Raw genomic sequence first — 19,592 nt, 5'->3', positions numbered from 1 at the left:
GTAAAGAACAAAGAGTAAAGAATAAAGAATAAAGAATAAAGAATAAAGAATAAAAAATAAAAAATTATTAACCTTTTAAAACCAAATAAAAAGAATAAAAATAAAACATGACAAATAATAAATCAGGTACTAATTAGATTGATGAATCCCCAAGTTTATCTTCTTGTATTTAATACTAATTTTTTTAAAATTATATCTAAATATCAATCAATACTATTGACTAATGCTTATGGTAGAATCGGTAATAGTAATATTTATTTATAGTAGTAATATGAATTAATTCCAATTGACTGCGATCTCCAAGTTGCAGTTAACTGAAAGCCCAGTTATCGTTTGTATAGGCCATGTTTTGGCATGTATATCTGGTAACCGGAATATTTATTTTCTATTAACCAATATTTATTAATTATGAAACATTATTACAGATTGCTTTTTTTGTTACTGTTTCCCTTACTAGCGTTAGCTCAACCAGCTCACGGAAAAAAGGTAGTAGGGTATTATGCGCAATGGTCTATCTATGCAAGGGATTTCAATATCCCCAAGATTGACGGAAGTAAATTGACGCATTTAAATTATTCTTTTTATGGGACAACTTATGATCCTGCCCATCCCGAGAATACAAAGTTATTATGTTTAGATTCGTATGCTGATTTTGAGCATATGGAAGGCGGAATCCCGTGGGATGCGCCAGTAAAAGGAAACTTTTATGACTTAATGAAGCTTAAGGAAAAGTATCCGCATCTTAAAATTTTAATTTCTGTTGGAGGCTGGACAAAAGGCCAGGATCTTTCTCCAATTGCTGCAAGTCCTGTCGCAAGAGCTGCTTTAGCTGCAGACATGGCAAACTTTATTGTGAAATATCCCTTTATTGATGGATTTGACATTGACTGGGAATATCCTCTTTCTGGAGGAACAGACGGTACTGAAGTGATTAACGGAGCACCAATTCCTGCACAAAAGTACAGCCCGGACGACAATAAAAATTTAGTTTATTTATTAAAGGCGATGCGTCAGGCAATGCCAAATAAATTAATCTCTATTGCTGCCGGAAACAATGTGCGCAATGTAGCCAAACAATACTTAGGTCCAGGTAACAGATCACAATACGGAATGACAGAAGATATTTCTACATATTGTGATTACATAACTTATTTTGGATATGATTTTGGAGGAAACTGGTATGATAAAACCTGCTATAATGCTCCTCTATATTCAAGCGGAAATTCAAATGATCCATTATATGGTGCAGCTCAATCTGAATCATTAGATGAGTTGACAAACCAATATTTGAATGTTGTGGGTTTTCCTGCGAACAAATTAATCATGGGATTACCTTTTTACGGAAAGAAATTTGATCATGTTGCCAATAACGGAACCAATCCTAATTTACCAGGATTATTCGTTTCAGCACCAAGAGATATCGTTTCAGGATGTACAAATCCACAAAATCCAACAGGAACCTGGGACGGTCCGGCTGCTTGTGAAAAATCTGGAAGTATCGAAATTTGTGATTTGGTTGGAAATCCGGTTACCAATTCACATGCTTATTTAGATCCAACTACCATGCAGGTTACATCAACTGCTGCAGCTGCAGGATGGGTAAGATATTTTGACAATACAACTAAAGTTCCTTATTTATACAATGCTACTTTAAAACAGTTTATCTCTTATGAAGATAAACAATCAATGGATTTAAAAGTACAATATATTAAATCGAGAAACCTTGCCGGAGGTATGGTTTGGGAATTATCTCAGGATACCAGAGGTTCAGTTCCGAACGCATTATTAACTCAGGTTGATACTTCTTTCGGAAGCATCGTTGCCGGAACAGTAAGTATTGCCGGTTCGGTAAAAAATGGAACAGCTTCAGTTCCGGATGTAACTGTTGAATTGCGCAATGCAAGTAATGTAGTATTGCAAACTGTAGTTTCTACAGGAGGTAATTTTTCATTCAACAACCTGACTTCAGGACAAAATTATATCCTTACGGCGTTAAAAGCATCCTATACTTTTACGCCTGTAACTTTGACAAATGTTACTACTAATCAAACTGGAGTAATCATTAACGGATCTCAGCCTACATATACAGTGAGCGGAACAGTTCTTAACGGAGCAACAGGGGTTTCTGGTGTAACAGTTACAGCAACTTCAGGAACAACAGTTTTAACTGCGACTTCTAATGCTAGCGGAGTTTATAGTGTTGCAGGTTTAACAGCCGGACTTAACTTTACCCTTACTGCTGCAAAAACAGGATTCTCTTATACACCAACTTCAACCGTTTATAATGCAATAAGTGCTAATCAAACGTTGAATTTTGCTCAGGGTGCGCCAGTTGTATACTATACAGTGAGCGGAACCGTTCTTAACGGAACAACTCCGGTTTCTGGCGTTACGGTTACAGCTACTTCAACAACAGGAAGTTTTACAGCAACTACAAATTCAAGCGGAGTTTATTCAATCGCTAATTTGCCAGCAGGCGGAAATTACACCGTTGCAGCTGCTTTAGCAGGACAAACATACACACCGGCTTCAACAGTTTATACTAATTTAACGGCCAACAAAACATTAAACTTCACACAAGATGTTATTGTAGTTCCTTCAGGTAAAATTAGCGGAACAGTTAAAAACGGAACAACTCCGGTTGCAGGTGCAAAAGTAGAAATCGTTTTACCTTGGACAGACAGTACACACAATTGGAAAAGTGTAATTGCTGTAACAGATGCACAAGGAAAGTACAGTTTTGATAATTCAGTTGTAGCAGGTTATACTACCATTACAAGTTTAAAATTAAACTCTTGGGAAAACGGAGAAGTAGCTTATTTTCCAAATAATCTGGCCAACTTTGCAGTTCCGGCAAACCCGACTGTTTACAATTTTAATACAAGTTCTACAGCGAAATCAGCATTGGCTGCCGTTGTAAATTTAATTAGCGGAACAGTTAAAAACGGAACAACTCCGGTTGCTGGTGCAAAAGTAGAAATCGTTTTACCTTGGACAGATAATACACATAACTGGAAAAGTGTTTTGGCAACAACAGATGCATCAGGAAATTATACTTTCGATAATTCAGTTGTAGCGGGTTATACACAAATTTTGAGTTTAAAATTAAATGCATGGGAAAATGGTGACGTGACTTATTATCCAAATAACTTAGCCAGCTTTGCAGTTCCCACAACTCCAACAGTTTATAATTTTAATACACAAACGGCGGTTGTGACTAAGCCAGTGGTTACCATTACTGCGCCAACAGCTTCTGCGATTGCTATAAATTTAGGATCAGCAATTAACTTTGTTGCAAGTGTTGGATTAAGTGCTACTGATGCCACTACAATCTCATCTGTTATATTTAGTTTAGATGGACAAACCTTGAGTGCAACCAATTCTTCTGGAACTTACACATCAATTTGGACACCAGCAGCAAACCAGTTTTCGCTTCCTCATACGTTAACTGTTACGGCTACTGCATCAAACGGAACAACAGACGCAAAAACATATAGTTTTACATTAACTTGTTCAGGTGCAAACTGCCCAAATTCTTTACCTGTAATTACTTGGAATTCACCATCGAATACTACTGTAAACCAAAGTTCTTTCCAGGTTGTGCCAATTTCGGTTACAGCTGTTGATAGTGACGGATCGGTTTCAGGTGTTACCATTACAATAAATGGAGGTACATTTAACATGACAGCAGGTACAAATAATACCTATACGTATAATTTTACACCAGCTGCTTATCAGGACTATCCAGTTGTAATCAAAGCAACAGATAATAAAGCTGCTGTAACTACATTAAACACTACCATTAAAATTGCTCCGGTTAGCACCAATAGATTCATTGCACTTCCATCTAAAGTTCTTTTAGGATATGCACATTCCTGGGAGAATACTGGTGCTCCATTTTTATATTTTTCTCAAATAGTAGGAAGTAAATTTAACGTAGTCGATTATTCTTTCGTAGAAACAGTTAATCGTGATGGTTATACACCAGTATTAACTACCAATGACGCGAGATATCTGACCAATGGTGTTTTCAATAAGCAATTGTTGAAAAATGATATAAAGTCCTTAAGAGATAGCGGCGTTCCTGTTATTGTCTCTATTGGAGGGCAAAATGGTCATGTTGTTTTGGACAATGTAACGCAAAAAAATATTTTTGTTAATGGTCTGAAAGCTATAATTGATGAGTATCAATTTGATGGTGTTGATATTGATTTTGAAGGCGGATCGATGAATTTTAATGCAGGAGGTTTAAAAGATATTTCTTATGCGGGTATTTCTGCTTATCCAAGATTAAAAAATGTAGTAGATGCTTTCAGGGAATTAAAAGCTTATTATGGTCCTGGATTTTTATTAACTGCAGCTCCGGAAACACAATACGTACAAGGAGGATATTCTACTTATACTGATACTTTTGGTTCTTTCCTGCCAATCATTCAAAACTTGCGTAATGATTTGGATTTGTTAGCTGTACAATTGTATAATACAGGAGGAGAAAACGGATTAGATGGTCAATACTATGGTTCAGCTAAGAAAGCAAACATGGTAACAGCCCTAACGGATATGGTGATAAAAGGGTATAACATTGGTACAACCGGAATGCATTTTGATGGTTTACCGGCCTCAAAAGTTCTTATTGCCTTACCAGCTTGTCCAAGTGCAGCAGGTAGCGGCTATTTAACACCTGCAGAAGGAATTAGTGCAATGCATTATTTAAGAACCGGAACCACTTTTACCGGAAGAACATATACGATGCAGCCAGGCGGACCATATCCTTCTTTAAGAGGTTTAATGACTTGGTCTGTAAATTGGGATGCCTCTTCTTGTGGTAATTCATCTGAATTATCTAAAGCATATGCCACTTATTTTGCTTCGCAGTTGACAGCAAAAACATTAGCAGTTGATAAAATTGAGCCGAATGGAAAAACGATAGCTTATTTTAGAAATGATGCTTTATCAGTTACAAATGATACTGAAGATATTGCTCAGATAGATGTATTCAATACAATTGGGCAATCTTTAGTAAGTTATAAAAATATTCAAAATACTAAAGAAGTACTGCTTCAAAATCAGAGTTTCACAACTAAGCAATTGTTTTTAGTTGTAGTAACAGACAAAGCAGGAAACAGAAAATCATTCAAAGTAATGAACTTTTTGAATTAGTTACAATGAATGAAAAATTAGAAATAAAAAATTGGGACGGTTAAAATTGAGTTTGGTTATTTATTTTTTAATCTGGTTTTTATTTCAAATAAATGCGACGAATTTAAGTGATTTGTTATTTGGTTTTCACTTAGAGGAGCGCATTATAAGCCCGGCAATTTTATTGCCGGGTTTTTTTATTAATGCATATTGCCAAGTGTAAAATTGGCAGCACAGGTACCAAAACCAATTACAAATGCAATAACGGAGAATAAAATAATTTTTAATGAAAGTTGTTTGTTTTCTGATATAAATATCAATCGACCTATTCCAACTAAAAAAGCAATTACGCTGATAAAAGCAATCATGCTGCCAATAAAAACTAAAAATCCTCCCATATTCTTTTATTTTTTCTTTGATTTTAAATCAAAATTATAAATTGCTCACTATTACAACGCAGGTTCCAAACCCTATAATGACAATAAATATAGGAATTAACATAAGTCGCAGATAAAATTTTTTTTTCTCTTTGGTAAAAATTAAACCAATAAGACCAATTAAAAACATTGCAAAAAGAATAAACCCAAAAAACACTAAACCCTCCATATTTTAATACTTTTATTAAACATTTAATTTTTCTCTTATTTTTTCAATTTTGTTGTCTCTGTAAAATAAATTCATAGTCTCAAAAGGAATAATTTTCATTTTATCACTCACAATATGAACACATGATTTTTTAACTGCTCTAACATCAAAATCATGAGCATCCATAAAATTCATAATCAAAATTCGAAACAAGTTATTGTAATTTAAGGTGTCGGACTGAACTCTTGGTAAACAGCACATTAATTCATTAAATTCACCTTCTGCACAATCTACAGAAATACCGGTGCTAAATAAATTAAGCATATGTGTTTTTAGTTTTTCATCATGCTCAAAAACGATTGTGTTTTTCGAGTTATTCAACAGATCTTCCGGATTAATTAAATGGGTCATAGGAAAAACTTCTCCATCAATTTTTAGTGCGTAAGCCATACATAAAGCATCTGGATTACAAGGAACGGGAATTAAGTCTTGAGGAGTAAAAAGAGGTGCTTGCTCGTAAATTTTTCTACGGACTTCTGTCAATGTAATTCTTCCTGAAATATCATCGTAATTATCATTTCTGCCGGCAACTTGTGTGGGCTGAAAAGTTACACCACGAACGCATTTTTGTTGTAATGCATATTCTATTATTTTACCAATTTCATCGTCATTTTCTCCTTTTTGAAGTGTGATAACCAAGGTTGTCGAAATATTAAATTGATTTAGATGTTCAATGGCTTTTCTGCGCACTTCGGTTAAATCTTCACCACGCAGTTTTTCTAATACTTCGGGTTTGAAACTATCGAATTGCAGATAAATTTCAAAATCGGGCATATAGGTAGCAAGAGTCTCTACAAATTTGATGTCTTTTGCAATTCTAATACCATTTGTATTTACCATCAAGTGTTTGATAGGTTTGCTTTTGGCAATATCTAAAATTTTAAAAAACTCAGGATGCACAGTTGGTTCTCCACCTGAAATCTGGACTACATCCGGTTCACCTTCATTTGCTACAACAGTATTAAACATTTTTTCAATTTCTTCTAATGTACGATGTCTACCGTAGTTTGGGGCTGAGCTGGCGTAACAGGTAGGGCAGGCTAAGTTACAGCGATCTGTGACTTCAATAATCGTCAAACAGGAATGCTGTTCGTGATCTGTACATAATCCGCAGTCATACGGACAACCATAATGCACCTTTGTATTGAATTTTAAAGGCATCTCCGATTGTTTATTGTAATTACGAAGTTGTTTATAATAGTTAACATCATCTGCAATCATCGACTTTGACTCGCCATGTGTTTTGCAATGTTTTAACATCCAGACTTTCTCATCCTGAAAAACAATTTTAGTATCTACAAGGGCTAAACAATGAGGACAAAGGCTTTTAGTATAATCGTAAAATATGTAATCACGAGTTTTCATTATATTGTTTTTAAGGTGAAGTAATAAGATTTCCTTTGAATTTGAAGGCAAATATTCGGCAGAGAAACTTCCAATAATAAATAAAGATTAAAACGGAACTCCATTGTATAATGCTTAAATTAAGAAATAAGGATTGGTATGGTTTTAAAAATTCTACTAAAAATCGGAATAAAAAATACAAGACCATAAAGAGCTTAAATCGATCTCCATTTATCAAATTTTTATTTTTTATACTTTGAAATAAAACAAAAAGTAAAATCATAAATAGCATTTCATAAAGGGCAACAGGGTGTCTTTGCAGACCGTCGCCTAAATTCATTCCTGTGAAAAAGGTAGTTTCGTTGCCGTAAGTTGGCTCTGTAATTCCCATGGAAAAACACCCAATTCTGCCAATAAATAATGCTGTAATAATTGGAATCACATACAGATCTCCCGAAGCGATTTTTACACCAATGATCTTTTTTATTAGTTCAACACCAAATAATCCACCCAAAAAACCTCCTGCAACCGTTTTATTTTGATATAGGGTTAAAAAAGTCTGATGGGTAATTGCTGAAGGGGTTTCTAATAAAGCAATAAATCTGGATCCTATTAAAGCGCCAATCATAGCACCAATCATTATAATTAAACGATTTATATCTGATATAGGATCTTGTGTTCTTTTTTTTAGAAAGTAATAGGTTCTTATGCCGATAAAAAAGGCTAAAGTTTCAAATATAAAGTGCCAGTAAAAGGTTTTTCCAAAGATTTCAAATTGAAAAGGGAAGGTCATTTTAGTCAGAATTTTTAGCTAATATAGATAAATCTAATGGAATGATTTTAAAATAAATTTAAGTATTTTTGAAATCCAAATTTGGTATTTAAAATTCATGAAAAAGTCCATCAAATTCCTATTAGTCTTTCTAATTACTATTGTTTCTTTCGCTCAAAATAAACTCGGAAATCCAGAAATTGATCCCATTCAAATTCAAAAAAACTTTAGTGAATGGTCAGCTTATCAAAGCAAAAACATCATGCTTTCGAGAGATTTTGTAGCGCTGGATGTTCTTTCAAAAGAAATCTCAAAAGAAACTTTTCTAAACGAATTGACCAACGGAAATTTTATTCCAATCCGATTAAAATCAAATGATGCCATCTATTATTATAAACTGTTTAAAATTGAGCCAAATTCCGATTCAAGTATAAAAGCAACCATCAATCAAATAGGTTTTGATGCGCTTAAAAACTATAAAATGGAAGGCACTCCTTTTCCTAAATTCTCATTCAAAGATTTAAACGGAAATGAAGTTTCAAACGAAACTATGAAGGGAAAAATCATTGTAATAAAATGCTGGTATATTCACTGTACGCCATGTATAAAAGAATTTCCACAGGTAAATCGATTGGTAGAAAAATACAAAGACAGAAAAGATATTCTTTTTATAAGTTTAGCCGAAGATTCTCCAGAACAATTAAAAGCTTTTTTAGCTAGAAAACCATTGTCCTATGCTGTTATTCCAGACATGAAAATTTACATGAATGAAACATTGGATTTAAATGCTTTTCCAACACATTTTATCTTAAACAAAGAAGGTTTAATTGCAAAAGTTTTGCCCAATTTTGAAAGTCTTGAAGTGGCGCTGGCAAAAGAAAGTAAACTGTAGTTTTTTTAACCATATAAGTAATATAAGAAATGTAAGTCTAGCTTAAATATCTATAAAGCTTATATGTACTAAATTCGTACTGCAATTACAAGCTTAGTTTAAATGAACTTACATCACTTATATGGTGGAAAAATATAAGCGCAGAATAAAAAAACTTAGAGCCTTACCACCTTTGCAACTTAGAACCTTTTTCCGTACTTTTGCACAAAATTAATTAAAAAGACATTCATGTTAACAGTCAATAATTTATCAGTTCAATTTGGCAAACGAATTTTGTTTGACGAAGTAAATACCACTTTCACTCACGGAAATATTTACGGCGTTATTGGAGCCAATGGTGCTGGAAAATCTACTTTTCTAAAAATCATTTCGGGCGATATCGACCCAACTTCTGGACATATTCATTTAGAACCGGGAAAACGTATGTCGGTTTTAAACCAAAATCACAACATGTTCGACGAGCAAACTGTTTTGGAAACCGTTTTGATGGGGAATAAAGTTTTGTACGCTGTTAAAAAAGAAATGGATGAACTTTATTTAGACTATAACGATAAAAACGCAGACAGAATTGGAGAACTTCAGGTTCAGTTTGAAGAAATGAACGGTTGGAATGCAGATTCTGACGCGGCATCGATGTTGTCTAACTTAGGAATCAACGAAGAGCATCATTATACATTAATGGGCGATTTAGAGGGAAAAATTAAAGTTCGTGTGCTTTTGGCGCAGGCTCTTTTTGGAAACCCGGATTTGCTTATTATGGATGAGCCTACCAACGACTTGGATTTCGAGACAATCGCCTGGTTAGAAAACTTCCTTGCAAATTATGAAAATACTGTAATTGTAGTATCTCACGACCGTCACTTTTTAGATTCGGTTTGTACACATATTTCTGATATCGATTTTGGAAAAATCAACCACTATTCAGGAAATTATACTTTCTGGTACGAGTCTAGCCAATTAGCGGCAAAACAACGTGCTCAGCAAAACAAGAAAGCAGAAGAAAAGAAACAGGAACTTGAAGAATTTATTCGTCGTTTTAGCGCGAACGTTGCAAAATCTAAACAAGCCACTTCTCGTAAAAAAATGATTTCTAAATTGAATATTTCAGATATCAAACCTTCAAGCCGTCGTTATCCTGCGATTATTTTTGATCAGGATCGTGAAGCCGGAGATCAGATCTTGAATGTTGAAAATTTAGAAGCTTCTGTTGAAGGAGACCTTTTGTTTAAAGGTGTTCATTTGAATATGGCTAAAGGCGATAAAATTGTGCTGTTCTCTAAAGATTCACGTGCTACAACAGCATTCTACGAAATCTTAAACGGAAACCAACAAGCAGATGCCGGAACTTTTGATTGGGGAATCACTACAAACCAGGCATATTTGCCAGCTGAAAATCATTCATTCTTTGAAAACGATTTGACTTTGGTAGACTGGTTACGTCAATACGCAAAAACAGAAGAAGAGCGCGATGAGGTTTTCATTAGAGGTTTCCTGGGGAAAATGATTTTCTCTGGAGAAGAAGCTTTAAAAACAAGCCGTGTATTATCAGGGGGAGAAAAAGTACGTTGTATGTTATCAAGAATGATGATGGAGCGCGCTAATATTTTGATGCTTGATGAACCAACAAATCACTTAGATTTGGAGTCGATTACCGCTTTTAATAACTCATTGAAAAACTTTAAAGGTTCAGTAATTTTTACAACACATGACCATGAGTTTGCACAGACTGTTGGTAATAGAGTAGTGGAGCTTACACCAAACGGAGCAATCGATCGTTATATGACATTCGACGAATATCTTGAGGATGAAAAAATTCAGGAATTAAGAAAAAAGATGTATAATCTTTAGTATATAAATTGCAATAATTAAAAATCCCAAATTCCATTAAAGTAGAATTTGGGATTTTTTATGTTTATTTACTTCCGAAAACTTTTGCAAAAATCCAGATAATAATTGCAACAATAAAGATTACGATAAATATTCCGAATCCCATTCCGGCTTTAAAAATGTCTCCTATAACTTCGCAACTTGTAAATGAAAATAGTATTACGAATACCATTAACAAACGTGTAATATTTTTTTGCATGATTTTGCTGTTTTAAATGTTTTAAAAAGAATTTAGTATTCTAATTATCGTTAGAATAAAATTACTTTAAACAGCTCGGAAATGTTTTATATAATTTGATTGAAAAGTTCTATGATTTAGGGATGTTTTAAATAAAAAGAAATGTGATATGGATCCGAAATTGGAAGCTCCAACGGAGCATGATGTTTATAGCAAATTAATTATGCGCAATTAAGAAGAGCTCCAGCGGAGCGAAATATATTATCCATTATAATTGATATTAAATCTCACCAAATAGGTATTCATCTTTAAACTCGACATTAAACAATTTTAAAAATTCAATATATTCTTCTTTAAACGTCTTTGTTTGATGATGTTCTTCCTGACGTTGAATATAATTTATGACATTTGATATTTGAGAATGACTGTATGAAAAAGCTCCAAATCCATTTTGCCATTCGAACTTCCCATTAATCCATTTTTTGTCATTTATAAACTTTGATGAATTTGATTTTATCTCTCTAACCAAATCTGAAATTGATTTATCTGGTTTTAAACCAATTAAAATATGAATGTGATCGGGCATTCCGTTGATAGCTATTAGCTTTTGTCCCTTATTTGTCGTAATACCAGTAATATATTTATAAACTTCTTCCTTCCAATTTTCTGAAATCAGACTTTGCATTCCCTTAACAGCAAAAACAATATGAATGTATATTTGAGAATATGTGTTTGCCATAAATTGTAGATTAAATTATATTTCACCCCGCCGGGGTTCAATAAAATAAATTTACAAAATGGCTATAAAGATGCTGTCCCGATGGGACTTAATTGTATTAAAATTAGTCAATTATTTAATATGGGTTTTAATGAATAACATATTTTAAAAAATATATTTGCGTAAAGAAGATTTAAATTAAAAACGCCAGTAGAGTGTAATGTTGATAGTTAATCAATTATGCGTAATAGAGGAAGCTCCAGCGGAGCATAATGTTTATAGCAAATAATTAGATAAGACAAAAAAAGCTCCGGCGGAGCGACATATCGTTTCCATTGTAGTATTGGAGATATCACCCCGATGGGGTTTTATTGACTCGATTTATATATTTCTATAAACATATCGTCCCGATGGGACTTATATGTTGAATTTGTTATTCTCCAATAGTCCCGGTCTTAACATCTCCAGCTCGTTTATAACTCAAAGCAATTACACCGCTCGGCGTAACCGTACTTTCTATCAATGTAAATCCCGACGGATTTGAGCTATCATCAAACAGTTTTTTTCCTTTGCCCAAAATTATAGGATAAATTAAGAGCCCAAATTCATCGACTAAATCATGTTGAAGCAAAAGCTGAACAAGTGTTGCGCTTCCCCAAACTTTAATATCTCCACCTTCTGAATTTTTGAGTTTTTTGATGTCTTCTATGGTGGAAAGAAATTCGGTATTTTCCCAGTCAGATTTATTTCTGGTGGAAGACAAAACGTATTTGGTAACTTCATTAATTCCCGGCCAGCCTTCTGCATGTTTGGGCCAATAATCTTCAAAAATATCAAATGTTTTTCTGCCCAAAAGAATATCTGCAGGTTTCATTTGTTCCTGCATGACATTGCCATATTCTTCATCTCCAAAAGGCGCCACCCAGCCTCCGTATTCAAAACCTCCCGAAGTATCTTCTTCAGGACCACCAGGTGCTTGCATTACGCCATCGATTGTAATCATGGTAATGACGATTATTTTTCTCATGATGTTTGGTGTCTTATTGTTTTATCAAATATAATAAAAAGGTCTTTTTGAAACAATTCGATATTTTTACTGTCCAATTTTCTCGGTAATGATTATCGTATGAATTTCAAAATCATCAGCTTTTGGATATTTAACTTCGAATGATTTAAGAATTTCAAAATGATTTTTTATAAGTTGATTCTTTATTTCTTCTAAAGAATGATAATAAACATAGGTACGATCACCCGTACTTCCTGAAATAAAACCTGATTTAGAAGGCGATCCCTCAATGAAACTTAAATATAAGATACCCTCTTTAGAAAGTAGTTTATTTGCGTCGTATAATAGTTTTGAAGAATCTGTTTCTGAAAGATAGGGTAAACAAAAACCACACATAATGGCGTCAAATTTTTCATTTATTTCATCCAACTTTCGTGTATCCATTACTTTAAAATTGGCAGTCGGGTTATTTGATTTAGCCAATTCAACCATTTTCGGTGCAATGTCAATACCTGTAATCTTTAAGTTGTTTTTTTTGGATAAAAGATACTTAGTAATATTTCCCGGGCCACAACCAATTTCAAAAATGTTTACTTGATTATATTTTAAAACTGTACAGAAAAAATCATAAGTTTCATTATACAAGTTTAAATCCATAAACTTATCCTGATAGAGGTTTGCAATTTTATTCCAGGTTTCAAATGTTTCTTTGTATTTATCCATGGATTTATTTTTTTCGCTTTGAAATAGATCTTAACTAAATTATTTAAAGAATTCTAATGCAACTTCTGTATAGTAAATATAGTTTTAAATAAATATAATTTTTTAAAGAACTTTTATTTCAAAAAATAAAGTTATTCTGAATGAGTTTTCAAACTCAATTTATACGTAAAACCAAAAAAAAATATTTCCCCACCCAACACGCCAACAAATAAATTCTGATTTCGTATATTTGCCCAACCAAACATCACACTTAATTATGAGCCAAAAAGTATTACTTAATTCAAAAGAAGTTACTATCATACTCCATCGTTTGGCTTGTCAGTTAATCGAAAAACATCTTGATTTCTCCGATACTATTTTAGTCGGGATTCAGCCAAGAGGCGTTTTTTTAGCTGAACGTTTAAAACAAATATTAGAAGACGAATACAAAGTTCCTGAAATTTCTTTGGGATATCTGGACATCACTTTTTTTAGAGATGACTTTCGCCGTACTGATAAACCGCTTGAAGCCAATAAAACACAAATCAATTTTATAGTCGAAGACAAAAAAGTCATTTTTATTGATGACGTTTTGTTTACCGGACGAAGCATTCGTTCTGCCTTAACCGCAATTCAGTCTTTCGGGAGACCGTCAGAAATCGAATTGTTAGTGTTAATCGACAGACGTTTTAGCAGAAACCTGCCTATTCAGCCCGATTATCGTGGTCGTCAGGTAGATGCTATTAATGATGAAAAGGTAAAAGTAAGCTGGAAAGAAAATGATAGCGAAGATGCCGTTTACTTAATAACGAATTAGTTGAATCGTTTAATTGTTCAATCGAAAGGAAACGAATAAACGCTCTAACAAATCAACGGTTAAAAAAAAAACAAATAAACGATTAAACAAGAAAAAATGACAGAGAACGAAGCGTTTATTTACGAATCAATCTTTAATCAGGTTAGAATGGGATTTCTTTCTGTTGATGAGATCAAAGAGAACATCATAGAAGAAATCGAAGACAACGAATTTGAAGATGAAATTTCAGAAGAGTGGGCTTTTGATACCATAAAAGAAGAATACCAAAAGTTACTTGCAGAAAGCAAACAGTGGAAAAGTCCAACAGATACTGAAAGACTTATAAAAGCATTTGATGAATTAGGAGATGAAAATATCGTGGCGCTTCACAATGCAGGTTATACCACAACAGAGGGGGAGTATGAAGTAGTAGAGGTGGAAAGGGAGTTGCAGGAAAACGAAGTCTGGTCTGATGGTTATTGTTTTTATCACCAACAAGATTTAGCAAGAGCTGTTGCAGTTGAAGATCCGGGTTTGTTTATCGCTTTTCAGAAAGTAGATAATACTAGTGATGCCATTGCAATGGAAGTTGGAAAAAAGGTTGCTGAAGTTTTAAGAAACAACGGCTTTCAAATAAAGTGGAGTCCTTCTGCAAGAACAAAAATAGAAATACCGGGTTTCAGATGGCAGCATATTTTTGATGAAGACGGAAGAGATTTACAGGATTATAGCGAGGTTATAGAGCGAATGATCCAATAGACGGAACTGCTTTTTAAAGAATTTGACAAATAAAATTAAACAATAAAAAATGAAAGAATTAAGCGTAAATCATTTATTAGGAATTAAATACATCAACGAGAATGATATTAACCTAATTTTTGAAACGGCAGATCATTTTAAAGAAGTCATTAACCGACCGATTAAAAAAGTTCCTTCATTACGAGATATTACCATTGCTAACATTTTCTTCGAAAACAGTACCCGAACCAAGCTTTCGTTTGAGTTAGCCCAAAAAAGATTATCAGCAGATGTGATTAGTTTTTCTGCAGCTCAGTCTTCGGTTAAAAAAGGAGAAACACTTATTGATACGGTTAACAATATCCTTTCGATGAAAGTTGATATGGTTGTAATGCGCCACTCCAATCCCGGAGCGGCTTATTTTTTATCTAAAAATGTCAAAGCAAGTATAGTAAACGCTGGCGACGGCGCGCACGAACATCCAACGCAGGCTTTGTTAGACAGTTATTCTATCAGAGAAAAACTGGGTGATGTTGCCGGAAAAAAAGTAGTTATTGTAGGCGATGTACTGCATTCGAGAGTTGCCTTATCCAACATATATGCTTTGCAGATGCAAGGCGCCGAAGTAAAAGTATGCGGGCCAAAAACCTTGATTCCAAGATATATTGAATCTCTTGGTGTTACAGTGGAACCAAATTTACGAAAAGCATTAGAATGGTGTGACGTGGCGAATATGCTTCGTGTACAAAACGAACGTATGGACGTGAACTTTTTCCCTTCAACAAGAGAATACGCACAACAATACGGAGTTGATAAACCGCTTTTGGATTCTCTTGGAAAAGAAATCGTCATCATGCACCCGGGACCCATCAACAGAGGAGTAGAGATTACTTCTGAAGTAGCGGATTCTGATCATTCTGTAATCCTGAATCAGGTAGAGAATGGAGTAGCGATTAGAATGGCGGTTATTTATCTTTTAGCCTCTAAGATTCAGTAAATTTTTAGTTTACAGTCTCAGTATTCAGTCACAGTTTACAATTTTTACTGAGACTGAATACTGAGACTGAATACTGAGACTGCGACTGAAACTTGAAACCTAAAACTTGAAACAAATTTAAAAAACTTCGTACCTTAGTAAAATGAAAGTAGATCAAAAAGGACATACCGTTACGATTAAAGATACCCAGGGAGATTTTAATTCTTTTTTGGAGAAAGTGACGCAACAATTTAAAACCTTTGAAAAACAAAATATAATAATCGATTTAACAGCAGATACTAATTTAGCTGAAAGCGATTTAAAACTTTTTCTGCCACTTTCTAAACAACACAAAAAAGCAAAGAAATCATTTGTAATTGTAGTTTCTGATCTTGATTTCAATTCAATTTCTGATAAATTAGTAGTGGTTCCTTCTCTTTTAGAAGCGCACGATATTATCGAAATGGAAGAAATTGAACGTGATCTTGGGTTTTAATTTTAGATTTTAGAGTTCAGATTTTTGATTTTGAATACTGAAATTTAGATTTTAGATTTTTTTAACGCTAATTTTTCCAATCTAAAATCTACAGTCTAAAATCTACAATCTAAATCAATCTAAAATCAACAATCTAAAATCTAAAATGAAATTAACCATACTAGGCTGTTATGCCGCAACTCCCAGAACGCTTACTAATCCGACTTCGCAGGTTTTAGAAATCAAAAACAGATTGTTTTTGATTGATTGTGGCGAAGGAACTCAGGTGCAATTGCGTAAAAACAAGATTAAATTTTCTAAAATTAATCACATTTTTATTTCCCATCTTCACGGAGATCATTTGTATGGATTAATTGGAACCATTTCGACTTTTTCGCTTTTAGGCAGAACTACTGATTTGCATGTTTACGGACCAAAAGGAATAAAAGAGTTAATTCTGCTTCAATTAAAGCTGACAGAATCCTGGACTACTTATAGTTTGTTTTTTCACGAATTAGAGTCGAAGGAAAGTGAAGTGATTTTTGAAGATCAGAAAGTCATAGTAAAAACAATTCCGTTAAAACATCGCGTTTATACCAACGGATTTTTGTTTCAGGAAAAACCGGGAGACAGAAAACTAAATGTAGAAGCAGTTCAACAGTATAATATTCATACAGCCTATTACCAAAAAATAAAAGGCGGAGGTAATGTTACGCTGGATAATGGAACTGTTATTGAAAATGCAAAATTGTCTTTTGATCCAATTCCTTCTATGAGTTATGCCTTCTGTTCGGATACGGTTTATAATGAAGCTATTATTCCGATTATTGAAAATGTAGATATTTTGTATCACGAATCAACCTTTTTAGAATCAGAAGCACCATTAGCACAAAAAACATTACATTCAACCGCAAAAGAAGCCGCGACAATTGCGCTTAAAGCAAATGTAAAACAACTAATTTTAGGCCATTATTCAACACGATATGATGGAATTGAGCGTTTTAAAGAAGAAGCAGAAACCATTTTTCCGAATGTACTTTTGGGAGATGACGGCGTTTCTTTTGAGTTTTGAATTTAAAAAGGTTCTAAGGTTCTAAGGTTCTGAGATGCTAAGATTTTAAGTTTTTTTAAAACCTGAAACCTGAAACCTGAAACCTGAAGCCTGAAGCCTGAAACCTGAAGCCTGAAACCTGAAACAAAATAAACTAAATTAAAAAATCATGAACGATTTAAGTAATTATAGAAAATCTTACGAGAAGAGCGAATTATTAGAAACTAATATTCCCGAAGATCCGATTAATCTTTTTAATAGATGGTTTCATGAAGTGGAAGATTTTGGTGGAAATGGAGAAGTTAACGCTATGACGGTTTCTACTATTGGTTTAGATGGTTTTCCGAAATCTCGAGTAGTGCTTCTGAAGAAATTTTCTGAAGAAGGCTTTATTTTTTATACCAATTATAATTCGGAAAAAGGAAAGGCTATTGCAGCGAATCCACATGTTTGTCTGTCTTTCTTTTGGCAGGAAATGGAACGTCAGGTTATTATTAAAGGAATTGCGCAAAGAACTTCTGAAAATATTTCAGACGGTTATTTTGATTCGCGCCCGGATGGAAGCAAATTAGGTGCAATTGTTTCCAACCAGAGTGAAGTGATTCCGTCAAGAACTTTTTTAGAAGAAAACCTTAAAAAATTAGAAGCAGAATTTGAAGGAAAAGCCATTCCGAGACCAGAAAATTGGGGCGGATTTTTAGTAACTCCTTTAGAAGTAGAATTTTGGCAGGGAAGACCAAATAGACTTCATGATAGGATTCGATATCAAAGTCAATCTGATTATTCATGGAAAATAGAACGACTATCATCTTAGTTGTAAGAAAAATACATTTATATTAAAAATTTACATGTAGTTCGTCGATTATTTTTGTAGTTTAACGGTAAATTGAATACGTTTGGTGTAAGAAAAAACGATTTAATTTAAATATAAAAATTTAAAGGATTTGCCCCAACATTTACTTTAAGCTTGCGTAAACTACTGTTGATTATGAAGAAGAAGATTATGCACATCATGCTGTTCATTGCAATGTCTATTGCAATGAACTCATGCTCTGCCGATACTGCCGAGGGAACTGAAAGTAGTGCTCCAACAGAAGCTCTGATAACAAATTATACTTACAATGATTCAGAGTTAGAAACAATGCAATTAATAAACGATTATCGATTACGAATTGGTTTAAATGCTTTGCAAATAATCAATCATATTTCGTATAAATGTCAGGAACACAATGCCTACATGATTGAAAAGAACGTTGTGGATCATAATGATTTTGATGCCCGATCAGAAAATATGATGAAGGTGCTTGGAGCCAAAAATGTTGGCGAAAATGTAGCTTATAATTATAAAACTTCTGAGGCTGTTTTGCAAGCCTGGCTGGAAAGTCCGGGTCATAAACAAAACATCGAAGGTAATTTTACACACTTTGGATTATCTGTAACTACAGATCCTGCAACGGGAAAAAAATACTATACTAATATATTTGTTAGAATTTAAGATAATTTAAAACTGGTTGGTTTTTTAGTGATCGTTGTGACTCTAAGGGTTGCAACGATTTTTTTTTTCAAAAAAAAGCTGTCTTAAAAGACAGCTTTTTAGCATATATAAAAATCTTAATTAACTAATTACAATGCAGTAATAATAAATTCGCTACGTCTGTTTTCCTGATGTTCCGCTTCGGTACAAGGAACGCCATCAGCACATTTATTTACAAGCTGTGTTTCTCCATAACCTTTACCGGTTAACCTGTCTGCTTTTACACCGTTTTTAATCAGCCATTGTATGGTAGATTTTGCTCTTCTGTCAGATAAGGCTTCGTTGTATTTAAAAGTAGCACGACTATCTGTATGGGAACGAATATCAAGTTTCATGCTTGGGTTTTCATTTAAGACAACCAATATTTTTTCTAAATCAATTGCAGCTTCTTGTCGGATATTAGATTTGTCTAAGTCAAAATAAATCATTTTTATTTTAAAGCATTTTCCCAGATCATCACCAATCGTTACTTTGCAAGTGACAGGGTCTAAACTAATGGGTAAGCTTGTTTTTCCGGATAGTTTGCCGATCGTTATACTAACTTCTTTGGTAGCATATTCTTCTTTTTCTGCTCTCACATTATAGCTTTTACCACAGTCAACCGGAAATTTGTAAACTCCGTTAACGTCAGCAATTGTGGTGTTTTTTACCACCATATTTTCATAAAGTGAAACTTTTGCTCCCGGTAAAATAACAGCTGTTTCGGAATCGGTTATTGCACCACTTAATTCCTGAATGC

At 33.8% G+C, this 19,592-nt stretch carries 18 protein-coding genes; 10 read left to right on the top strand and 8 right to left on the bottom strand.

Annotated features, from left to right (window positions below; all coding sequences use genetic code 11):
• Positions 1-408: 408 nt before the first annotated feature.
• Complete coding sequence (gene chiA / locus B0A65_RS20775; RefSeq protein ID WP_074658400.1) at positions 409-5,160, top strand: T9SS-translocated chitinase ChiA; 4,752 nt, start codon at positions 409-411, stop codon at positions 5,158-5,160.
• A 179-nt stretch (positions 5,161-5,339) separates the two neighbouring features.
• On the opposite strand, the gene B0A65_RS20770 is transcribed toward chiA, so the two are convergent.
• From B0A65_RS20770 to B0A65_RS20760, 3 genes are all read right to left on the bottom strand, one after another.
• Positions 5,340-5,537: a hypothetical protein gene (locus B0A65_RS20770; RefSeq protein ID WP_074658399.1), complete on the bottom strand. Its 198-nt coding sequence runs from the start codon at positions 5,535-5,537 to the stop codon at positions 5,340-5,342.
• Between the two features lie 223 nt (positions 5,538-5,760).
• Positions 5,761-7,149, bottom strand: coding sequence for a radical SAM protein (locus tag B0A65_RS20765; protein WP_074658397.1), 1,389 nt, complete (start codon positions 7,147-7,149; stop codon positions 5,761-5,763).
• A 10-nt stretch (positions 7,150-7,159) separates the two neighbouring features.
• On the bottom strand, positions 7,160-7,921 hold the full coding sequence (locus B0A65_RS20760; RefSeq protein WP_074658395.1) for a prolipoprotein diacylglyceryl transferase: 762 nt from the start codon (positions 7,919-7,921) through the stop codon (positions 7,160-7,162).
• 97 nt (positions 7,922-8,018) lie between these two features.
• Between B0A65_RS20760 and B0A65_RS20755 the strand changes: the two genes are divergently transcribed.
• Positions 8,019-8,792 carry a TlpA family protein disulfide reductase gene (locus B0A65_RS20755; RefSeq protein WP_074658393.1) on the top strand — a complete coding sequence of 258 codons (774 nt, stop codon included), beginning with the start codon at positions 8,019-8,021 and terminating at the stop codon, positions 8,790-8,792.
• Between the two features lie 228 nt (positions 8,793-9,020).
• Entirely contained in the window at positions 9,021-10,640 is a 1,620-nt protein-coding gene (locus tag B0A65_RS20750) for an ABC-F family ATP-binding cassette domain-containing protein (RefSeq protein WP_074658391.1), read from the top strand.
• A 64-nt stretch (positions 10,641-10,704) separates the two neighbouring features.
• Here the strand turns inward: B0A65_RS20750 and B0A65_RS23360 are convergent, their stop codons facing one another.
• From B0A65_RS23360 to B0A65_RS20735, 4 genes are all read right to left on the bottom strand, one after another.
• Positions 10,705-10,878 (bottom strand): hypothetical protein, encoded by a 174-nt coding sequence (locus tag B0A65_RS23360; protein WP_207556472.1) that lies wholly within the window; start codon positions 10,876-10,878, stop codon positions 10,705-10,707.
• A gap of 259 nt (positions 10,879-11,137) precedes the next feature.
• Entirely contained in the window at positions 11,138-11,596 is a 459-nt protein-coding gene (tnpA, locus tag B0A65_RS20745) for an IS200/IS605 family transposase (RefSeq protein WP_074658389.1), read from the bottom strand.
• Positions 11,597-12,008: 412 nt separating this feature from the next.
• Complete coding sequence (locus B0A65_RS20740; RefSeq protein WP_074658387.1) at positions 12,009-12,602, bottom strand: dihydrofolate reductase family protein; 594 nt, start codon at positions 12,600-12,602, stop codon at positions 12,009-12,011.
• 66 nt (positions 12,603-12,668) lie between these two features.
• Positions 12,669-13,304: a class I SAM-dependent DNA methyltransferase gene (locus B0A65_RS20735; RefSeq protein WP_074658385.1), complete on the bottom strand. Its 636-nt coding sequence runs from the start codon at positions 13,302-13,304 to the stop codon at positions 12,669-12,671.
• 256 nt (positions 13,305-13,560) lie between these two features.
• Here B0A65_RS20735 and pyrR point away from each other — a divergent pair, with 256 nt between their 5' ends.
• The 7 genes from pyrR to B0A65_RS20700 all read left to right on the top strand — a co-directional run bounded on the left by pyrR (position 13,561) and on the right by B0A65_RS20700 (position 18,814).
• The gene (pyrR, locus tag B0A65_RS20730; protein WP_074658383.1) at positions 13,561-14,100 is read left to right on the top strand and encodes a bifunctional pyr operon transcriptional regulator/uracil phosphoribosyltransferase PyrR; all 540 of its coding nucleotides are present in this window, start codon (positions 13,561-13,563) and stop codon (positions 14,098-14,100) included.
• Positions 14,101-14,196: 96 nt separating this feature from the next.
• On the top strand, positions 14,197-14,838 hold the full coding sequence (locus B0A65_RS20725) for a DUF6891 domain-containing protein (RefSeq protein WP_074658381.1): 642 nt from the start codon (positions 14,197-14,199) through the stop codon (positions 14,836-14,838).
• Between the two features lie 49 nt (positions 14,839-14,887).
• Complete coding sequence (locus B0A65_RS20720; protein WP_074658379.1) at positions 14,888-15,814, top strand: aspartate carbamoyltransferase catalytic subunit; 927 nt, start codon at positions 14,888-14,890, stop codon at positions 15,812-15,814.
• A 142-nt stretch (positions 15,815-15,956) separates the two neighbouring features.
• A complete protein-coding gene (locus B0A65_RS20715; RefSeq protein ID WP_074658377.1) occupies positions 15,957-16,289 on the top strand; it encodes a ribonuclease Z in 333 nt (110 codons plus the stop codon).
• Positions 16,290-16,434: 145 nt separating this feature from the next.
• Complete coding sequence (locus B0A65_RS20710) at positions 16,435-17,340, top strand: ribonuclease Z (protein WP_074658375.1); 906 nt, start codon at positions 16,435-16,437, stop codon at positions 17,338-17,340.
• Positions 17,341-17,488: 148 nt separating this feature from the next.
• Entirely contained in the window at positions 17,489-18,133 is a 645-nt protein-coding gene (pdxH, locus tag B0A65_RS20705; protein WP_074658373.1) for a pyridoxamine 5'-phosphate oxidase, read from the top strand.
• 174 nt (positions 18,134-18,307) lie between these two features.
• On the top strand, positions 18,308-18,814 hold the full coding sequence (locus B0A65_RS20700) for a CAP domain-containing protein (protein WP_074658371.1): 507 nt from the start codon (positions 18,308-18,310) through the stop codon (positions 18,812-18,814).
• Between the two features lie 128 nt (positions 18,815-18,942).
• Here B0A65_RS20700 and B0A65_RS20695 read toward each other — a convergent pair.
• The coding region (locus tag B0A65_RS20695) for an OmpA family protein (protein ID WP_207556471.1) at positions 18,943-19,592 on the bottom strand (650 nt) is incomplete at its 5' end.

This window comes from Flavobacterium frigidimaris (assembly GCF_002217275.1).
GTDB lineage: Bacteria > Bacteroidota > Bacteroidia > Flavobacteriales > Flavobacteriaceae > Flavobacterium > Flavobacterium aquidurense.
This window is presented reverse-complemented; position numbering and strand designations above follow the sequence as displayed.